Here is a 16,896-nt window from a genome sequence, read left to right on the forward strand (position 1 = left end):
CTTCTTTAAAGTAAACTCATCTACTGATTAATTAATTTTTTCTCATCGACCATATGCCCTGAGGCTGCTTTTGCCTTCAAATAGGCTTCATTATAGAGAGAGGCTTCGACCGTATGATCAAACCGCAAAACAGGAAGACCGTAGGCAGCAATGGAATCGACTTTATCTGGATTGTTCGTTAGGAGGTGCATTGGTTTCCCTTTGTTTAAATAATGCAGAACAGCCGCTGCCTCCTCGTAATGCCGGTCATCATCTCCGCACCCGATCAGGCGGTTGGCTTCAAATGTATCCAGCTGCATTTCCTGTAATTTATACGTCAATGCTTTCGCCATCAGCCCGATTGACCGCCCTTCTTGATTGGCCATATAGACGAGCATGCCTTTACCGTAATCGGTGATTTTCTTCAGCGATAACGCAAGCTGAGGACCGCAGTCACATTTCAGTGATCCAAACACATCCCCTGTTTGGCAGACACTATGAATGCGCACAAGCGGCGGCACCTCATTTTCAAAGTCGCCAAATAAGAGACAAGAGGAAAAGGTTTGCTGCGCGGTACTCATTTGGACAATAGATTCGATCGTTGGTTTTGTCTCCCCTTCAACAGGTGCGAAGGCATACCATTTAAATGGCACTTCTTCATGTTGAATGGAGATCGGCAGGTTCACTGGCCCCACGAGCAAATAGTTTTTTTCTTGAAAGGTAAAATGATGAATCATTGATTGTAATTCATCTACAAACTTGTTCATTTGTCTCCCCCCTATTCATCGCTGCACCCAAATCGACTCAGGTAGCGCAGTGATGGAGTGATGAATATGTGTCCGCACTAGCATGTGTGCTCCTATTTCAAGCGGCACTCATGCCTAAAAAAAGAATATGGATGTGCGATGCCTCTCATCGTTCAGACCCTGATTGTCGCAAGAATGTCTCCGTTCCACCTCTTCTAGCGATGTTTCAACCTAGGTCTTGTCTAGTACAAAGGAGCAGAAATCTATGTTCATAACGCCTTTCTCTTACATGATGCGCACATGCTCTTTCTTAGAATGAACCCCTCTGCTAGCTTTGAGTGATCACCTTTGTACTAGATTTTGACGGCAATGACATGATGCTGGCTAATGCCGGCCTTTGCTTTTAATGGTGTAATCGATACAAGCTCCAGACCTGATGAACAAATTCTTTCTCCAAGCTGAGAGTCTGAAAATGAAAAGTGGAAACGGCCATCTTCTCCGATTAATCCTGTTCTCCACTCCTCTCCCCATACAACAAGTGAGAAGACGCCGCCTTCATGAAGCAAAGAGGAAACCTGTTTTAAATAACGCTCATGATCATCGGGGTGCTGGTGATGAAAGCAGCCATGATCTAAAATTAAATCAAACTGCATCTCTCGTCCCTGATCCATCGACCAGGACATAAAATCTTGATGAACAAAATGGACAGGAACCGTTTCTCTTTTCTGTAATCCTTCCCACTCCTCATGCTCATACAGGTCGATGCCGACATATGCGGAAAGTCCGCTTAAATGTTCAAGTGCCCGGCCGTTCCCGCATCCGATATCGAGCACAGAAGCAAGTGCATTCTTTTCCTTTGAACGCCATGCCTTTAATGACATCACGGCTGCATCTGTTAAGGATGGATCAGTAGACCACATATCTGTTCTTTTCTCATAATGTTCTTGAAATGCCATACGCATTTTTTCTAGATACAATCCACTGTTTTCATGGTATAAAGCCTTTTTCATCACAGGACCTCCTTCTATTCAAAATCGGCTTTTCGGGCAAAGATCATTTTCAAGCCAAAAACCTTATGTTAAAATAAAAGATGGATTTTTTAGGAAATCTATTTTTGAAAAAGGAGAGAAGCATCCCACATGTTCACTCTTCTTTTTCAGCATGCATCCTCATATGCAGCCATTTGACAGCTGCAGCGCCTCAGCTTGTTCTCTCTTTTTTTCATATGAGTTCACCTCCTTCACCATTCGATCAACTCACAGCCTTTATTGAAACCGCTTTCTCTCTTGTACAGGAATACGACGTCTTTCGAATATCTCTTGTAAAGTGATCATAGTAGAAAGATTATCTACAGTTTAAATCGGCTATCATTTCTTTTTCATGTAAAAAAACATTTTTCTTGTGTTTTAGTAGAATTTTCCCGAGCGAGTTTTTCTTTTAAAAGTGCTTTTACCTTGGTTTTATACCACCACCTCTCACTAGAATACACCTCGAAAATCCCACCAGAAATTTAACATCTAATTCCATAATGACTGGATTAAGCCAAATATATTGTTTTTAGATTATTTTGTCAACAATTATTTCCTAAACATTAAAATGAATTTTCTAATTGAAAATACAGGTATTTTTCGTGGTTTTTTGACCTCAAAACACTTATTTCTACACAAAAATACAACATAAACCAATAGAACTAAAAAATTTATCTACTAAATTACACAAGATTTTTATAGCATTTTGAAACAAAATTGAAAGATACAATGATTATTTCCCGAGTGGTTTTTTGTGATATTTTGACTATTCTTTACTGATATCCGATGATTTCCTTTGGTATATCTACATTTTCAATTAGATGATTTACTGTTTATTCCAATCTATAGTTTTATCTTATTATAGTAAAAAAGATGTGCCCTCTCCTTCAAATATGACGGCATGAAAAAAAGCCCCTTACGAAAGTAAGAGACTTTTTTCAGTTGGCGTTTATGCCCAAGTTTTCACTTTTTCATGGTCTGTCACAAAGAGAAGAACTTTCCCTTCGTCTAAATGTTCTTCAAATTTTTCAGCTTCTTCTTTAGAGAAACCAATTTCATGGATTTTATTTCGGAGCTCATCGCCCTTTTTACTAAAGATGTTTCCAACAGCATGTTTAAGTCCAACTTCTCTTGGACCTATCGTATTGGCATCTGCGTTTCCAGCAATACGCTCTGTACGATCATCGTCATGGGACAGAACATAAATGTCCTCTCTTGCAACACCGAGTGCTTTTAATTGCTCTACATCTCTTTGAAGTGTTTCATCATTTGAATACTCTCTTACAACAGGTTTCATTTTATATTCCTCCTTTAGCGTCTTACGAATCTTTTACCCGTCACTTTTGTCATTAAACCTTCCTTGAGCACATCCTCTGAAATATTGTATTCATCCCTGTTGTTTTGTTGTACAATTCTTATACTGGAGGCTAGAAATGAGGGAGAGCTGATGTATTACTTTTCAGCGGAGCAGCAGTTTAATGCTTGGGTTGTCAGTGATTTGGTGAAACAGCTTTTTCAAAAGTGGAATCCTGAAGAAGCAAAAGCAAAGCCGCTTACATTGTTTGCTGAACAGCACTTTCGCATCTCCATTGATTATCTCTTTTCAATCATCATTAACATTGGAGATATCGAGTCGATTGAACAAGATCCACAAGACCTGTTGTCCTCATACTTGAATATCCTTTTTCCTTTTGTGACGCGCGATATGATGAAAGCCTCCATTCAAAATGCGAACGAATATTTGTTAAAAGAACGTGATGCGGACGTATATCAGCTGTTTGGCTGTCTGCCGTCGCTCCTCTCTGTTGACTTCCAAAGAAGTAGTCCTCATCAATGAGATGGCGGCTGCTTTTTTGTATGTGTTTGAAAATGACCGTATGTTTTGAATGAAAAGAAGCATCATGTTAATGTAAATCTAGGCTGCAAGTGAAAGGGAGGATTTGACATGAGTCAACAAAAGCAAATTCAATTAGCCAAACGTCCAAGAGGATTACCTACAAAAGATGTTTTTCATTTTGAAACAGTCGATATACCTGTGCCGCAAGATGGCGAAGTCTTGATTCAAACGAAATATGTTTCTGTAGATCCTTATATGAGAGGACGAATGCAGGATACAAAATCCTATACACCTCCATTCAAGCTAAATGAAGTGATTCAGGGCGGTGTTGTCGGAGAAGTCGTTGAATCCAAATCGCCTCAATTTGAAAAAGGTGATTTTGTTCTAGGATTTCTTGGCTGGCAAGAATATTCTACAGCCAAAGCTGAATCTCTGACCAAAATTGATCCATCCATTGCACCATTGTCCTATTATTTAGGTATTTTAGGCATGCCGGGACAAACCGCTTATTTCGGACTTCTTGCGATTGGCCAGCCAAAAGAAGGCGAGACCGTTGTCATTTCTGGGGCCGCAGGTGCTGTTGGTTCCGTTGTGGGACAAATTGCTAAGATCAAAGGCGCTTACGTCGTTGGCATTGCAGGATCTGATGATAAGCTGGCTTATTTAAAAGAACTGGGCTTCGATGAAACGATTAATTATAAAACAACAAATGATTTAGATGATGCCATTGCAAAGGCGTGCCCTAACGGCGTCGATGTGTATTTTGACAATGTAGGCGGCGAAATTTCTGATGCTGTGATGAATCATTTGAACCGCTTCGCACGTATTCCAGTGTGCGGTGCGATTTCGTCTTATAACATTAGCGCAAGCGAGGACATCGGACCGCGTGTGCAAACAAAACTCATCAAAACAAGCGCATTGATGCAAGGCTTCATTGTTGCCAACTATTCAGATCGTTTTGAAGAGGCTGCAAGAGATCTCGCACAATGGGTTAAAGAAGACAAACTGACTTATAAAGAAACAATCATTGAAGGCTTTGACAACATTCCTGATGCATTCATCGGATTATTCAAAGGGGAAAATGTCGGAAAACAGCTTGTCAAAATTTCATAATAAAAAAGGCCCTCCATGTGGAAGGGGCCTTTTTATGCCTGTTTGGGTGCAAGATGTAGCTGGCCTTGCTTATAAACAATTTCCTGAAGCGAAAGATTCAGCTTTTTCGCCATTTTTTTGAGCGTTGCATGCTCTTGAGGTGTGACTAGGCTGATGACAGCCCCTTCTTTTCCTGCGCGTCCGGTTCTGCCTGAACGGTGGATATAGCCTTCTTCGTTTGGCAGGTCGGCATGGATCACGTACGGCAGATCGTCAATATCTATGCCCCTTGCTGCGATATCCGTTGCAAGGAGAAGTGGGAATTCACGCTGTTCAAATTCCTTTAAAATAATAGCACGCTCTGCTTTTTTCGCTTCACTATGAAGTACACCGAGGTCGACATGGTGATACGCCAATTTCTCTGCGTAAATGCTTAAATTCGTAATATCACGCACAAAGACGAGCGCCTGCATGTCCTCAAGCCGTGATAGCTTTTGCAGTAGCTTCACTTTGTCACGCTGATCACATAACAGATAATAGTGTCCTACTTTCTGCGCTTCTTCCTCACTTCTGGCAATTTTCAATACTTCTGGTTCAGATGTCATTTCTTTAATCAGCTGAACCGTTTCCTCTTTCAGCGTCGCAGAAAAACAAAGAATTTGTCTTTCTTTTAATGTGGATTTAATGATTGCTTGGATCGTTTTCATATGCTCTGGCACAAGAAGCTGATCTGCTTCATCTAGCACGATCGTTTTGACTTCGTGCATTTTCAGTTTCTTGATTTTGATTAATTCTTGTACACGGCCAGGTGTCGCGACAACGATGTTTGGGTGTTTCTTTAGTTTTTCCTGCTGCTTTTTGATGTTCGCTCCACCAATCAAGGAGACAGCTTTGATGTCTGATCCTTGTTTGAACTCTTGCACGACATCAAAAATTTGCATCACAAGCTCTCTTGAAGGTGCCACGATTAAGACTTGCGGGTGCTTGATATTCACATCGATTTTATTTAAAAGCGGCAAAACATACGCCAGTGTCTTCCCCGTTCCCGTGGGCGATTCTGCAATCACATCACGCTTCTCCGTAATCCACTCTGCTGTTTTTTCTTGTATAGCTGTTGGTTTTTCGAAGCCAGCCGCTTGAAAGTTTTCCTGAATAAATGGCTTTGCTTCTTTCAAAAATGCCCAATTTTCTATCATGTCGATCTCCTTTATCCTCATTCAATCTATCCTTTAGTATCTCAAAATCAGCTTTGAAACGCAATTTTTCTTTTGATGCTTTTATCGAGCCGGACAGTTCGATATAATCATGAGAGGCACTAGCCGTTTTGAATCTATTTGAGGTGTAAAAAATGATATTATCTGTTAAAGATTTAAGCCATGGCTTTGGCGACAGAGCCATTTTTCACGAAGTCTCCTTCCGTTTATTAAAAGGCGAGCATGTCGGCTTAATTGGCGCCAACGGTGAAGGAAAGTCAACGTTTATGAATATTATTACTGGCAAGCTGGAGCCAGATGCCGGAAAAGTCGAATGGGCAAAAAATGTCCGTGTCGGCTACCTTGATCAGCACACTGTACTAGAAAAGGGAAGAACGATCCGCGAAGTGCTTCAGGATGCATTCCACTATTTATTTTCCATGGAAGCTGCGATGAATGACATTTACGGCAAAATGGGTGAAGCTGACCCTGATGAGCTGGAAAAGCTGTTAGAGGAAGTGGGCGTCATTCAAGATGCGCTCACAAACAATGATTTCTATATCATTGATTCCAAGGTCGAAGAAATAGCAAGAGGTCTTGGGTTAACGGATCTTGGGCTGGACCGTGATGTGACGGAGCTGAGCGGCGGACAGCGTACAAAAGTATTGCTTGCGAAATTGCTGTTAGAGAAGCCAGAAATTCTCCTTCTCGATGAGCCGACCAACTATTTGGATGAGCAGCATATTGAGTGGCTGAAGCGCTATTTACAGGAATATGAAAATGCGTTTATCCTCATTTCACATGATATTCCGTTTTTAAACAGCGTCATTAACTTGATTTATCATGTTGAAAATCAAGAGCTCACGCGCTATGTTGGTGATTATGATCAATTTAAACAAGTGTATGAAGTCAAAAAGCAGCAGCTTGAAGCAGCTTATAAAAGGCAGCAGCAGGAAGTCGCTGAATTAAAGGATTTTGTCGCAAGGAACAAGGCGCGTGTCAGCACAAGAAATATGGCCATGTCCCGTCAAAAGAAACTGGATAAAATGGATATGATTGAATTGGCAGCAGAAAAGCCAAAGCCTGAATTCCACTTTAAGACGGCACGTACTTCAGGGAAATTGATTTTTGAAACAAAAGATTTGGTCATTGGTTATGATGAACCGCTCTCTCGTCCATTGAATCTGAAAATGGAACGCGGGCAAAAAATTGCGTTATACGGCGCTAACGGTATCGGAAAAACGACATTGCTGCGAAGTCTCCTTGGAGAAATCACGCCAATTTCTGGTGAGGTGGAACGCGGAGAATTCCTGCATATAGGCTATTTTGAGCAAGAAGTAAAAGAGCAAAACAGCAACACTTGTATTGAAGAGGTATGGGGTACCTTCCCTTCTTACACGCAATATGAAGTGAGAGCCGCTCTTGCAAAATGCGGATTAACGACAAAGCATATTGAAAGCCGCGTGTCTGTTTTAAGCGGTGGAGAAAAAGCAAAGGTCCGTCTTTGCAAGCTGATCAACGAAGAAACCAACTTACTTGTTCTCGATGAGCCGACCAATCACTTGGATGTCGATGCAAAAGAAGAACTAAAACGTGCATTAAAAGAATACAAAGGGAGCGTCTTATTGATCTCTCACGAACCTGAATTTTATCAAGATGTAGCAACTGAAACTTGGAATTGCGAAACTTGGACGACAAAAGTATTATAACGACAAAAAAGCCTTATATCTGTTCAGAAGATATAAGGCTTTTTTCTATTAATGACCTGCTTGAATATTGACGAGATGTTTACGGCCAAGAAGCAGGATGATCATGCCTAACAGAACGACAGCCGCCCCAACATAGTAAGGGGTGCTTGCTGTATAAGATTCAGCAAGTACCCCAGCAATCCAAGGGGCAATCGCGCCCCCAATAAACCGTACAGCACTGTAAGAAGATGAAGCAATCGAACGTTCAACCGGCGCTGATCCCATCACAGCGGTCGTGAGTACTGTATTGATCATGCCAAGGATGCCCCCAGCAATGACAATTCCGCAGATGACGACTACAACATGTGAAGTCCATACCCCAATGCCGAATAAAATCACAGCAAATGAAGCAAACAGAACCACAAGAGAAGTCAATGTCCCAAGCTTGCGATGAATGACCGGCGCTGAGAAGACGGATGTCAATGCCAAAAATAGCCCCCATCCAAAGAAGACATAACCAAGACCATGCTCATCCAGATGAAGCACAAATGGCGAATAGGCTAAAAGCACAAAGAAACCAAAATTGTATAAGAAAGCGGCAGAAGCCATCGTTAAGAGACCTTTATATTTTAACGCCCCGACAGCCTCGAATAATTTCACCTTTTTCTGAGGCTTTTGTATCGGCGGGAGCATAAACGTAATGGCTAAAAGAGCAACAAGCATTAACACCGCAACGCCAAAGAATGGTCCGCGCCAAGAGATCGTCCCAAGCTCTCCGCCAAGCAGCGGTCCAACCGAAATCCCAAGACCTAGTGCTGCCTCGTATAAAATAATAGCCTTCGCACTTCCTCCAACAGACACGCCGACAATGACAGAGAGGGCAGTTGAAATAAATAAGGCATTCCCAATGCCCCATCCGCCTCTAAAGCTGATTAATTCATTAATCGTTGAAGAGGTACCGCCTAAAGCAGAAAAGACAATAATAAAAATGAGTCCTATTAATAACGTCCATTTCGCACCAATCCGGCTAGAGATAAAGCCGGTAAAAAACATGACAAAGCCGGTCACAAGTAAGTAGCTTGTAAATAAAAGGGAGACCTGACTTGGAGATGCATCTAATTGTGATGCTATAGCTGGCAAGATCGGGTCCACAAGTCCTATCCCCATAAATGAAATCACACACGCAAAGGCAACAGCCCAGACGGCTTTCGGCTGCCTAAGCAGACTTGTACGCTGTTTTAACACTTCTTCTTCCTTCATTCCATCAGAACCTTTCCTTCAAATGTTGACAAAATAAAATAAACACGCAGAGGTGTTTATTTTTGTAATTGCTCAATTGCATGAGCCGCTCTTTCTTTCATTGTTTCAAGATCCTTTTTAAAGGATTGAATCGTTTCAAGCTTTTTTGTAATCAATTGATGCTGTACAGACAGCTGCGCCTCAATATCTAACAGCTTCTCTAATCGTTCCTTCGGATCAAGCGACAGCAAGTAGCCCTCTTTATTCAGCTCTAGCTGCTTTCCTATTTCCATAAACGATTGAAGCTCTTGTAAAGAAAAGCCGAGCACCTCTTTTGCCTGCATCACTTTCTCTAGTTCTTCCATGTCGTCCTCTGAGTAAAGTCTGACACCGCCTTCTGTCCGTTTTGGTGCTGATAATAAACCGATCTCTTCATAGAAACGTATCGTCCGTTTAGTCAGTCCGCTTCTTTTCGCCACTTGATCAATTTTCATCCATTCCATCGCCAGTGCCTCCTGCTCATCAATTCATGATTTATTATACACCTTTATAACCTTAACGTAAACGTAAATGTTTCCACTCTTGATTTCTCTCGTCTTTTGATGCAAAATAAATAGTAATTATTACGATTTAAAGGAGGGATCTCATGTTTTCTTTTCCACCCAAAAAAGAACGACACCAACAATTCGGATCTGTACCGCCAAGCCTTGGAACAAAGCCTTCTCAAAAAGAGAACATGACTGACATCCAAAAGACGGAGCAGGACTTTTATTTTCCTCTTGAACAAGTCGGCATCTGCCGCTTGTCTTATCCTGTACGAATTTTGTCTAAAACGGCACCGCAGGACCAAATCACTTCTGCTGACTTTGCACTGAGTACCTCCCTGAGAGCTCACGAAAAAGGCATTCATATGAGCCGTCTCACTGAACAGCTGTACTCGTTTTACGAAAGCGGCAAGCCGCTTGATGTGAATAGCTTAAAAGAATTGACAGCAGCGCTTGCCCGTCAAATGAACCAGTCATCTGCCTCGATTCAAGTCTCCTTCCCTTGGTACATGGAAAAGCAAAGCCCAGTCACCGGGAAATCGGGTTTGATGCATGCGACAATCACATATGACATTCATTTTCATGAAAAGGATGGATGGACCTGTCATGTTGGCTGCGATGCAAAGGTCACCACATTATGCCCTTGTTCTAAAGAAATAAGTGAATATGGTGCACATAATCAACGCGGCTCTGTTTCCATTCAGGTAGAGTTGTTTGAACAAGCATCACTTCCTAACGACATGAAAGCAGCTCTTTTACATATCATTGAGTCCAATGCGAGCGCACCGCTGTATCCCGTGCTCAAAAGACCTGATGAAAAGAAAGTGACAGAAGAGGCTTATGAAAATCCACGCTTTGTAGAAGATGTCACTAGGTTAATGGCCATCGAATTATATGAGCAGCCATGGATCAGAGGGTTTCAAGTCGAGTGTCGTAACGAGGAATCCATTCACCAGCATGATGCCTATGCGAAATGCTCTTATCAAAAAAACCTGTAGATCAACTCTACAGGTTTCTTATTTCTTAGTCATGACTCTCTAATTCCTCAATCATCAGCGACAGTTCTGTCCAGCGGTCCATTGCTTGTTCTAGTTCTTCAGCAACGGCTTTTTGTTCGTCCATCAGCTCTTGAATTTTTCCAAAATCACTACCTGCCTCGGCAATGCTCGCTTCAAGCTGCTGATGTTTTTCCTCTAATGCCTGAATCCGGTCTTCAATTCCGTCCCATTCGAGCTGGTCTTTATAAGAAAGCTTTTTTCTCTTTTTAGGCGCCGCTTCTACTTGTTTCTCAGCAGGCTTTGTCTCTGTCCGCTTCTGCTCTTTTTCCTGTTCCATGTAATCGCTGTAAGCGCCTTGGTAGTGTGAAATGCGGCCATTTCCTTCAAAGACAAGCAGACGGTGAACCACTCGGTCTAAGAAATAACGATCATGGGATACGGTCATGACAACGCCAGGAAACTGTTCTAAATAATCCTCTAAAATGCTGAGGGTCTCCGTATCAAGATCGTTCGTCGGCTCATCTAAAAAGAGAACATTTGGTTCTTCCATTAAGACTTTCAATAAATACAATCTTCGGCGTTCTCCCCCTGACAGCTTGCGAATAAACGTCCGCTGCATGGATCTTGGGAATAGGAACCGTTCCAGCATTTGCTCTGCTGTCACTATGGCACCATCAGATGTCTTGACGATCTCAGCTGTTTCCTTGATGTACTCAATGATGGTCAGCTCATCATCCATTTCCTTGTGATCCTGCGTGTAATAGCCAATACGAACGGTTTGTCCAATCGTCAATTGTCCTGAAGTCGGTTCTATTTTCCCCGCTAGACAGTTAAGAAGAGTCGTTTTTCCGACTCCATTCGGTCCGATAAATCCAATCCGGTCGCCCGGCACAACTAAGTCTGTAAACCGCTCCACAAGAGTTTGGCCAGCAAATGAAATCGACAAGTCTTCTGCCTCTATGACTTGTTTTCCAAGGCGGTGGGAGCCGATGGCGAAATCCAGCTCTCCCTTCGCATCAGGTCCTTTTTGATCCTTCAGCTCTTCAACTCGGCCGATGCGTGCTTTCTGCTTCGTCGTTCTTGCTTTTGCTCCTCTTCTCAGCCATGCAAGCTCTCGTCTGAGTAAGTTTTGACGCTTCGTTTCTTTCACTTGAGCCTCTGCTTCTCGTTCGGCTCTTTTTTCTAAAAAGACTTCATAATTTCCTTTATACGTATAGAGCTGCCCTTGATTCAATTCATAAATTCGGTTGGCCACACGGTTTAGGAAATAACGATCATGTGTCACCAGAATGACAGCACCACTGTATTGACTCAAATATCCCTCGAGCCATTCAATCGTTGCATTATCGAGATGGTTGGTTGGCTCATCTAAAATCAGCAATCCCGCAGGCTGAATTAAATTTTTAGCAATCGCGACACGCTTTTTCTGTCCACCTGATAAGGCATGAACAGAACGGCTCACATCTTTGACGCCAAGCTTTGTCAAAATTGTTTTTGCTGACAGGTTCGCATCCCATGCGTCTTCCTGATCCATTCGATTTTGCATGCGCATGAGCGCTTCTTGTTTTGCTTCATTTTGCGGATCATGCTCTAAATCAGCGAGCGCCTGTTCATATGCCTTCATCGTTTGAATTATGGGTGCCGTTCCAGAAAAAATGTAATCAAGAATCGTTTCATCCCCGATCATTTCAGGGTCTTGCTCAAGAAATTCGATCTCAAGTGTCCCTGCCTTCGTGATATCACCCTCCTCAAACGATTCAAGTCCTGCAATGACCTTTAGGAGCGTTGACTTTCCTGTTCCGTTTGGTCCAATCAATCCGATGCGTTCCTTTGGTTCTATATGAAAAGAAATATGATCAAACAGCGTTTTCTCGCCATAGGTTTTATATAATCCTTCAACATTCAATAAACTCATTTTTATCAGCCCTTACATAGATTCTTCCTTTATTTTAAATCAGCCAGTAGCAGAAAACTAGTTTTAAAAAACCCGCTGCTGAAAAGAATGTTTCCTTTTGCTGCTCGATACACTATGAAGAGGTGATCTAAAGATGGTAACCATTAGCTTATGTATGATTGTGAAAAATGAAGAGGAGGTGTTAGCGGACTGCCTTTCCTCTGTCCAAGACATTGTAGATGAGATGATCATCGTTGATACAGGGTCAACAGATCGTACGAAGGAGATTGCTCACTCCTTTTCAGCACAGGTACTTGATTTCGAATGGGTTCAGCACTTTGCAAAAGCCCGCAATTTCGCTTTCTCACATGCAACGAAAGAGTATATTTTATGGCTTGATGCAGACGATGTTCTGCTAGAAGAAGACCGTCAAAAATTTCTTCAGCTCAAAGAGACGCTTGATCCTTCGGTGGATGCCGTCTCAATGTTTTATCATGTGGGATTTGATGAAGACGGTCAGGTGAATTTTAAATATAGAAGAAATCGCCTTGTGAAGCGTGCCTTGAACTTTCAGTGGTACGGGGCCGTTCATGAGTTTCTTCAGGTATATGGAAACATCTTACCAGCCGATATCGCCGTCACACATCAAAAGCGCAAGAAAACAACCGCTGGTGAGCCTGGGCGCAACCTGCGAATTTATGAAGACATGCTGGCAAAGGGAGAGGACATGACGCCCCGAGATCTCTTTTACTTTGCCAATGAATTAAGAGATAACAGGCAGCATGTCAGAGCGATTCGTTTTTATCATGAATTTTTAGCGACAAAACAGTGCTGGATTGAGGATGAAATTCGAACATGCCAATATCTAGCCGACTGCTATTATGCGGTAGGCTTCGAGGAAGCGGCCTTATCCTCATTATTACGCTCTTTCTTATATGATCAGCCTCGGCCAGAATTTTGCTGCCGAATCGGGGATCATCTAAAAATTCAAAATAAACATCAGGCAGCGATCTTTTGGTATGAGCAGGCACTGAAGGCTCCTGAAATCGAAACAGCCTTCACACTCACACAATATAAAACGTGGTATCCTCACCTTCAGCTTTGCTATTGTTATTATCAGCTCGGCGATTTGGAGAAAGCCAAAACACATCATCTTGCCTCCTCTGCCCATTACCCCACTCATCCAAGTGTGCTGTACAATGAAAAAATATTTACTGAACAGACATAAACTGTCTGTCACCACATCCGTCTTCCATCTACCGGCGGATGTCTCTTTTTATACATGAATTCGCTTGTGATATTTAATACTTTAGTGATTTAAAGCGTTTTTCAACCAATTGACTAAATTGTCATTTACGCATATACTAACACTCGTCTTACGAAAAGATTTATCCTTTAGGAGGTCAACATGAGTTCTTTATTTCGAAAAAAATCTCTCGACCAGCTCATGCTTGAAAGTCAAACGAAGCGGCTCAGCCGATCGTTAAATACGTTTGATTTAATCTTGCTTGGCATTGGCTGCGTGGTCGGGACTGGTATCTTTGTAATTACGGGGGTTGCTGCTGCGAAAGATGCGGGACCTGCGATTATTATATCTTTTATTTTGGCTGCGATCGCATGCGCCCTTGCTGCTTTTTGCTACGCTGAATTCTCCTCGTCCATTCCTGTGTCAGGCAGCGTCTATACGTATTCCTACGCAACACTTGGGGAATTTCTCGCCTTCTTAATGGGCTGGGATCTCATGCTTGAATATGTCATTGCGCTCTCTGCTGTAGCAAGCGGATGGTCGTCCTATTTTCAATCCCTGCTCAGTGGATTCGGTCTGCACATACCAAAGGCTTTATCAGCTGCACCTGGAGCCGCTGATGGTGCCGTCTTTAACCTTCCAGGCGCACTCATTATTTTACTCATCACCTTTATCGTCTCAAGAGGCGTCAAAGAAAGCACGAAGCTGAATAACATCATTGTGTTAATCAAAATTGCCATCGTCCTTCTCTTTATCATCTCAGGCTTTGCTTACGTCAAACCTGAAAACTGGACACCCTTTATGCCGATGGGCTTTGAGGGCGTGATCGCAGGCGCGGCAACAGTCTTTTTTGCTTACCTCGGATTTGATGCGATCGCCAATGCATCTGAAGAGGTTAAAAATCCGCAAAAGGCGATGCCAATCGGCATTATCGGAGCGCTCGGTGTTTGTACCATTTTATACATCGGTGTGTCCTTTGTTTTAACCGGAATGGTTCACTATACGAAACTGAATGTCAGTGACCCAGTCGCATTTGCTCTTCAAGTCGTTGGCCTTCATAGTGTGGCAGGTATCATATCAGCCGGTGCCATTATTGGGATCACAACGGTTTTACTTGCCTTAGTCTATGCGCAGGTACGCTTGACCTTTGCGATGAGCCGCGATGGACTCATGCCAAAGATTTTCTCAAATGTTCATCCAAAATCGCAAACACCCGTTGCCAACACTTGGCTGACAGGTGCTGTCGCAGCATGTATCGTAGGTTTTGTGAACTTATCGACACTCGCGAATTTAGTGAGCATCGGTACACTTGCAGCCTTCACAGTGATTTCAATTGCCGTCATTGTTTTACGGAAAAAGCACCCGAATGTCAAAGCAGCGTTTAAAGTACCATTCGTGCCTGTACTTCCGATTATCAGTGCGGTCATTTGTATCACACTTGCGACGACCCTTTCATGGGTAACATGGAGAGCCTTCCTCATTTGGATAGCCATTGGTGTCGTTGTCTATTTCACCTATGCAAGACGAAAAAGCCATCTTAATGAAACACATTAGAAAAGAGACACGGGGATTCCCGGTCTCTTTATTTGTTTAAATGAAACTGTTTTTTGCTGACTTCGAGTCCACACACTCGTACTTCCTATGAATGGATCTAGCTGCTGGTGAAAAAGAGACAGGTGAGTCCACTTGATCTCGATCATCTACATGGCTTTTTTTCCGGCAAAACCGCTTGCATCTCCAACATTCTGTCCGTACCCCTGATTTTTTCATCTGAGTTTTGCCACTCTGCTAGCTATTTGTCCGACATTCACCGCTTACGCATTTTCAAAGGAATTAATTTCGGATCCGTTCAAATCCCTCATCTTTCATCGATTCAGCTTTTAAGCACAATCGGGAGCCAGAAATACACCGCAAGGACAATCACCACAATACTTATGATATTTAACCAAAAGCCTACCCTGACCATATCAGATATTTTCAGCACGTCCGCACTAAAGACAGCGGCATTTGGCGGTGTGGAAATCGGCAGCATAAACGCACATGAGGAAGCCAAAGCAGCCGCAGCCATTAAACCATAGGGCTCGATGCCAATCGCAAGCCCAAGCCCTACCGTAATCGGAATAATCATATTGGCAACAGCTGTATTTGACATAATTTCAGTCATAAACAAAATCGCTCCCGTTAAAATGATCAACAGCACGATATACGAAAGCCCATGTAAATGCTGTAGATTTTCGCCAATCCATCCTGTTAGATTGGTTTCTGCAAAGCCCGTAGCGAGCGACAGCCCGCCTCCAAACAAAAGCAAAAGCCCCCACGGCAGCTGTTTCATATCCTGCCATTCTAATATTCTCTCTCCATTTGTTGCTGGAATGAGAAATAACAGCATGGCACCGAAAATGGCGATAGATGTATCAGATACGGTGATCCCTCCAAACAAAAAGAGCTTAAAAATCCATAAAAACGCCGTCATAAGAAAAACAACAAATACCCATTTTTCCTCTTGTTTCATTTTTCCTAAATTCTCTAATCCCTTTCGAATGAACGCTACACTCATTTCATCTGTGTGCTCTACCTTGAACTGTACCTTGGTCAAATACAGAAATAAAAGAATGAGCAGAATCATCGCAACAGGAAAACCAAACAAAAACCATTCAAAAAACATAATCTCCCGATCTAGCAGTTTTTTTGACATCGCAGCAAACACAGCATTTGGCACAGACCCGACAAGTGTTGCCAAACCACCAATTGACGCTGAATACGCAACCGACAATAAAATACTTTTACTGAATCGCTCAAGAGATGGACCAGCTAAGATTTCATTTGTCTTGACCTCTTTAATCACAGCCAGTGCCACTGGGAGCATCATCAGGGCTGTCGCTGCATTCGAGATCCACATAGATAAAAAAGCAGTCGCGATCATGACACCTAATACAATGCGGTCACTTCTTGTGCCAATCAGCCTCAAAATATGCAAGGCCATTCTTCTATGTAAGTTCCATTTTTCAATGGCAATTGCGATCATAAATCCTCCCATGTACATAAAAACGATCGGATCTCCATAAGCCCTTGATGCCTGCTCCATAGAAAGCCCGCCAAGTGTCGGCAGTAGGATGATCGGCAATAAAGATGTTGCTGGTATGGGCAGTGCTTCTGTCACCCACCATGTTGCCGTCCAAGCCGTAATGCCCAAGACTACCCTCGCAGTATAGGTCAATTCATGTTCAGGTATGAGAAAAAGAACGAGCAAGAAGAGTGCCGGTCCAAGAACAAGTCCAATCAAATTCACCTTTTTATAAACGATAACAATTCCCCCCCTATTGAAAGCGCTTTTCATATTTTTTCTAATTTTCCACATTCGATGAACTCTTAAGAAATCCTTTAAATCATAAGAAAAAATGAAGATATCTT

General features: G+C 42.5%; 14 protein-coding genes and 1 pseudogene. 6 read left to right on the forward strand and 9 right to left on the reverse strand.

Translation table 11 applies throughout. From position 1 onward, the window contains the following. Positions 1–20: 20 nt before the first annotated feature. From C6W21_RS17250 to C6W21_RS17260, 3 genes are all read right to left on the reverse strand, one after another. Positions 21–746 (reverse strand): GTP cyclohydrolase II, encoded by a 726-nt coding sequence (locus C6W21_RS17250; protein WP_106036030.1) that lies wholly within the window; start codon positions 744–746, stop codon positions 21–23. A 332-nt stretch (positions 747–1,078) separates the two neighbouring features. Then, positions 1,079–1,735 carry a class I SAM-dependent methyltransferase gene (locus C6W21_RS17255; protein ID WP_106051799.1) on the reverse strand — a complete coding sequence of 219 codons (657 nt, stop codon included), beginning with the start codon at positions 1,733–1,735 and terminating at the stop codon, positions 1,079–1,081. Positions 1,736–2,702: 967 nt separating this feature from the next. Beyond that, complete coding sequence (locus tag C6W21_RS17260; RefSeq protein WP_106051801.1) at positions 2,703–3,050, reverse strand: YflT domain-containing protein; 348 nt, start codon at positions 3,048–3,050, stop codon at positions 2,703–2,705. Between the two features lie 150 nt (positions 3,051–3,200). Between C6W21_RS17260 and C6W21_RS17265 the strand changes: the two genes are divergently transcribed. Both C6W21_RS17265 and C6W21_RS17270 read left to right on the forward strand, forming a co-directional pair. Then, positions 3,201–3,590, forward strand: a complete 390-nt coding sequence (locus tag C6W21_RS17265) for a YfmB family protein (protein WP_106051803.1) — start codon at positions 3,201–3,203, stop codon at positions 3,588–3,590. Positions 3,591–3,698: 108 nt separating this feature from the next. Beyond that, complete coding sequence (locus tag C6W21_RS17270; RefSeq protein WP_106051805.1) at positions 3,699–4,703, forward strand: NADP-dependent oxidoreductase; 1,005 nt, start codon at positions 3,699–3,701, stop codon at positions 4,701–4,703. Between the two features lie 32 nt (positions 4,704–4,735). Here the strand turns inward: C6W21_RS17270 and C6W21_RS17275 are convergent, their stop codons facing one another. Next, positions 4,736–5,878, reverse strand: coding sequence for a DEAD/DEAH box helicase (locus C6W21_RS17275; RefSeq protein WP_106051807.1), 1,143 nt, complete (start codon positions 5,876–5,878; stop codon positions 4,736–4,738). A gap of 152 nt (positions 5,879–6,030) precedes the next feature. On the opposite strand from C6W21_RS17275, the gene C6W21_RS17280 reads away from it, so the two are divergent. Next, a complete protein-coding gene (locus tag C6W21_RS17280; RefSeq protein ID WP_106051809.1) occupies positions 6,031–7,584 on the forward strand; it encodes an ABC-F family ATP-binding cassette domain-containing protein in 1,554 nt (517 codons plus the stop codon). 48 nt (positions 7,585–7,632) lie between these two features. On the opposite strand, the gene C6W21_RS17285 is transcribed toward C6W21_RS17280, so the two are convergent. After that, positions 7,633–8,823: an MFS transporter gene (locus tag C6W21_RS17285; RefSeq protein WP_106051811.1), complete on the reverse strand. Its 1,191-nt coding sequence runs from the start codon at positions 8,821–8,823 to the stop codon at positions 7,633–7,635. 56 nt (positions 8,824–8,879) lie between these two features. After that, the gene (locus C6W21_RS17290; protein ID WP_034664543.1) at positions 8,880–9,305 is read right to left on the reverse strand and encodes a MerR family transcriptional regulator; all 426 of its coding nucleotides are present in this window, start codon (positions 9,303–9,305) and stop codon (positions 8,880–8,882) included. Between the two features lie 143 nt (positions 9,306–9,448). Here C6W21_RS17290 and folE2 point away from each other — a divergent pair, with 143 nt between their 5' ends. After that, positions 9,449–10,345 (forward strand): GTP cyclohydrolase FolE2, encoded by an 897-nt coding sequence (gene folE2 / locus C6W21_RS17295; protein WP_106051813.1) that lies wholly within the window; start codon positions 9,449–9,451, stop codon positions 10,343–10,345. 25 nt (positions 10,346–10,370) lie between these two features. Here the strand turns inward: folE2 and C6W21_RS17300 are convergent, their stop codons facing one another. After that, positions 10,371–12,260 (reverse strand): ABC-F family ATP-binding cassette domain-containing protein, encoded by a 1,890-nt coding sequence (locus C6W21_RS17300; RefSeq protein ID WP_106051815.1) that lies wholly within the window; start codon positions 12,258–12,260, stop codon positions 10,371–10,373. A 133-nt stretch (positions 12,261–12,393) separates the two neighbouring features. On the opposite strand from C6W21_RS17300, the gene C6W21_RS17305 reads away from it, so the two are divergent. Both C6W21_RS17305 and bcaP read left to right on the forward strand, forming a co-directional pair. After that, positions 12,394–13,467, forward strand: a complete 1,074-nt coding sequence (locus tag C6W21_RS17305) for a tetratricopeptide repeat-containing glycosyltransferase family 2 protein (RefSeq protein ID WP_106051817.1) — start codon at positions 12,394–12,396, stop codon at positions 13,465–13,467. A gap of 180 nt (positions 13,468–13,647) precedes the next feature. Beyond that, positions 13,648–15,039 carry a branched-chain amino acid transporter BcaP gene (bcaP, locus tag C6W21_RS17310; RefSeq protein ID WP_106051819.1) on the forward strand — a complete coding sequence of 464 codons (1,392 nt, stop codon included), beginning with the start codon at positions 13,648–13,650 and terminating at the stop codon, positions 15,037–15,039. 36 nt (positions 15,040–15,075) lie between these two features. Here the strand turns inward: bcaP and C6W21_RS17315 are convergent. Further along, positions 15,076–15,296 (reverse strand): annotated as a pseudogene (locus C6W21_RS17315) (hypothetical protein). 62 nt (positions 15,297–15,358) lie between these two features. Beyond that, positions 15,359–16,822, reverse strand: coding sequence for an SLC13 family permease (locus tag C6W21_RS17320; RefSeq protein ID WP_106052116.1), 1,464 nt, complete (start codon positions 16,820–16,822; stop codon positions 15,359–15,361). Positions 16,823–16,896 lie beyond the last annotated feature (74 nt).

This window comes from Bacillus sp. NMCN1 (genome assembly GCF_002998085.1).
GTDB lineage: Bacteria > Bacillota > Bacilli > Bacillales > Bacillaceae > Bacillus.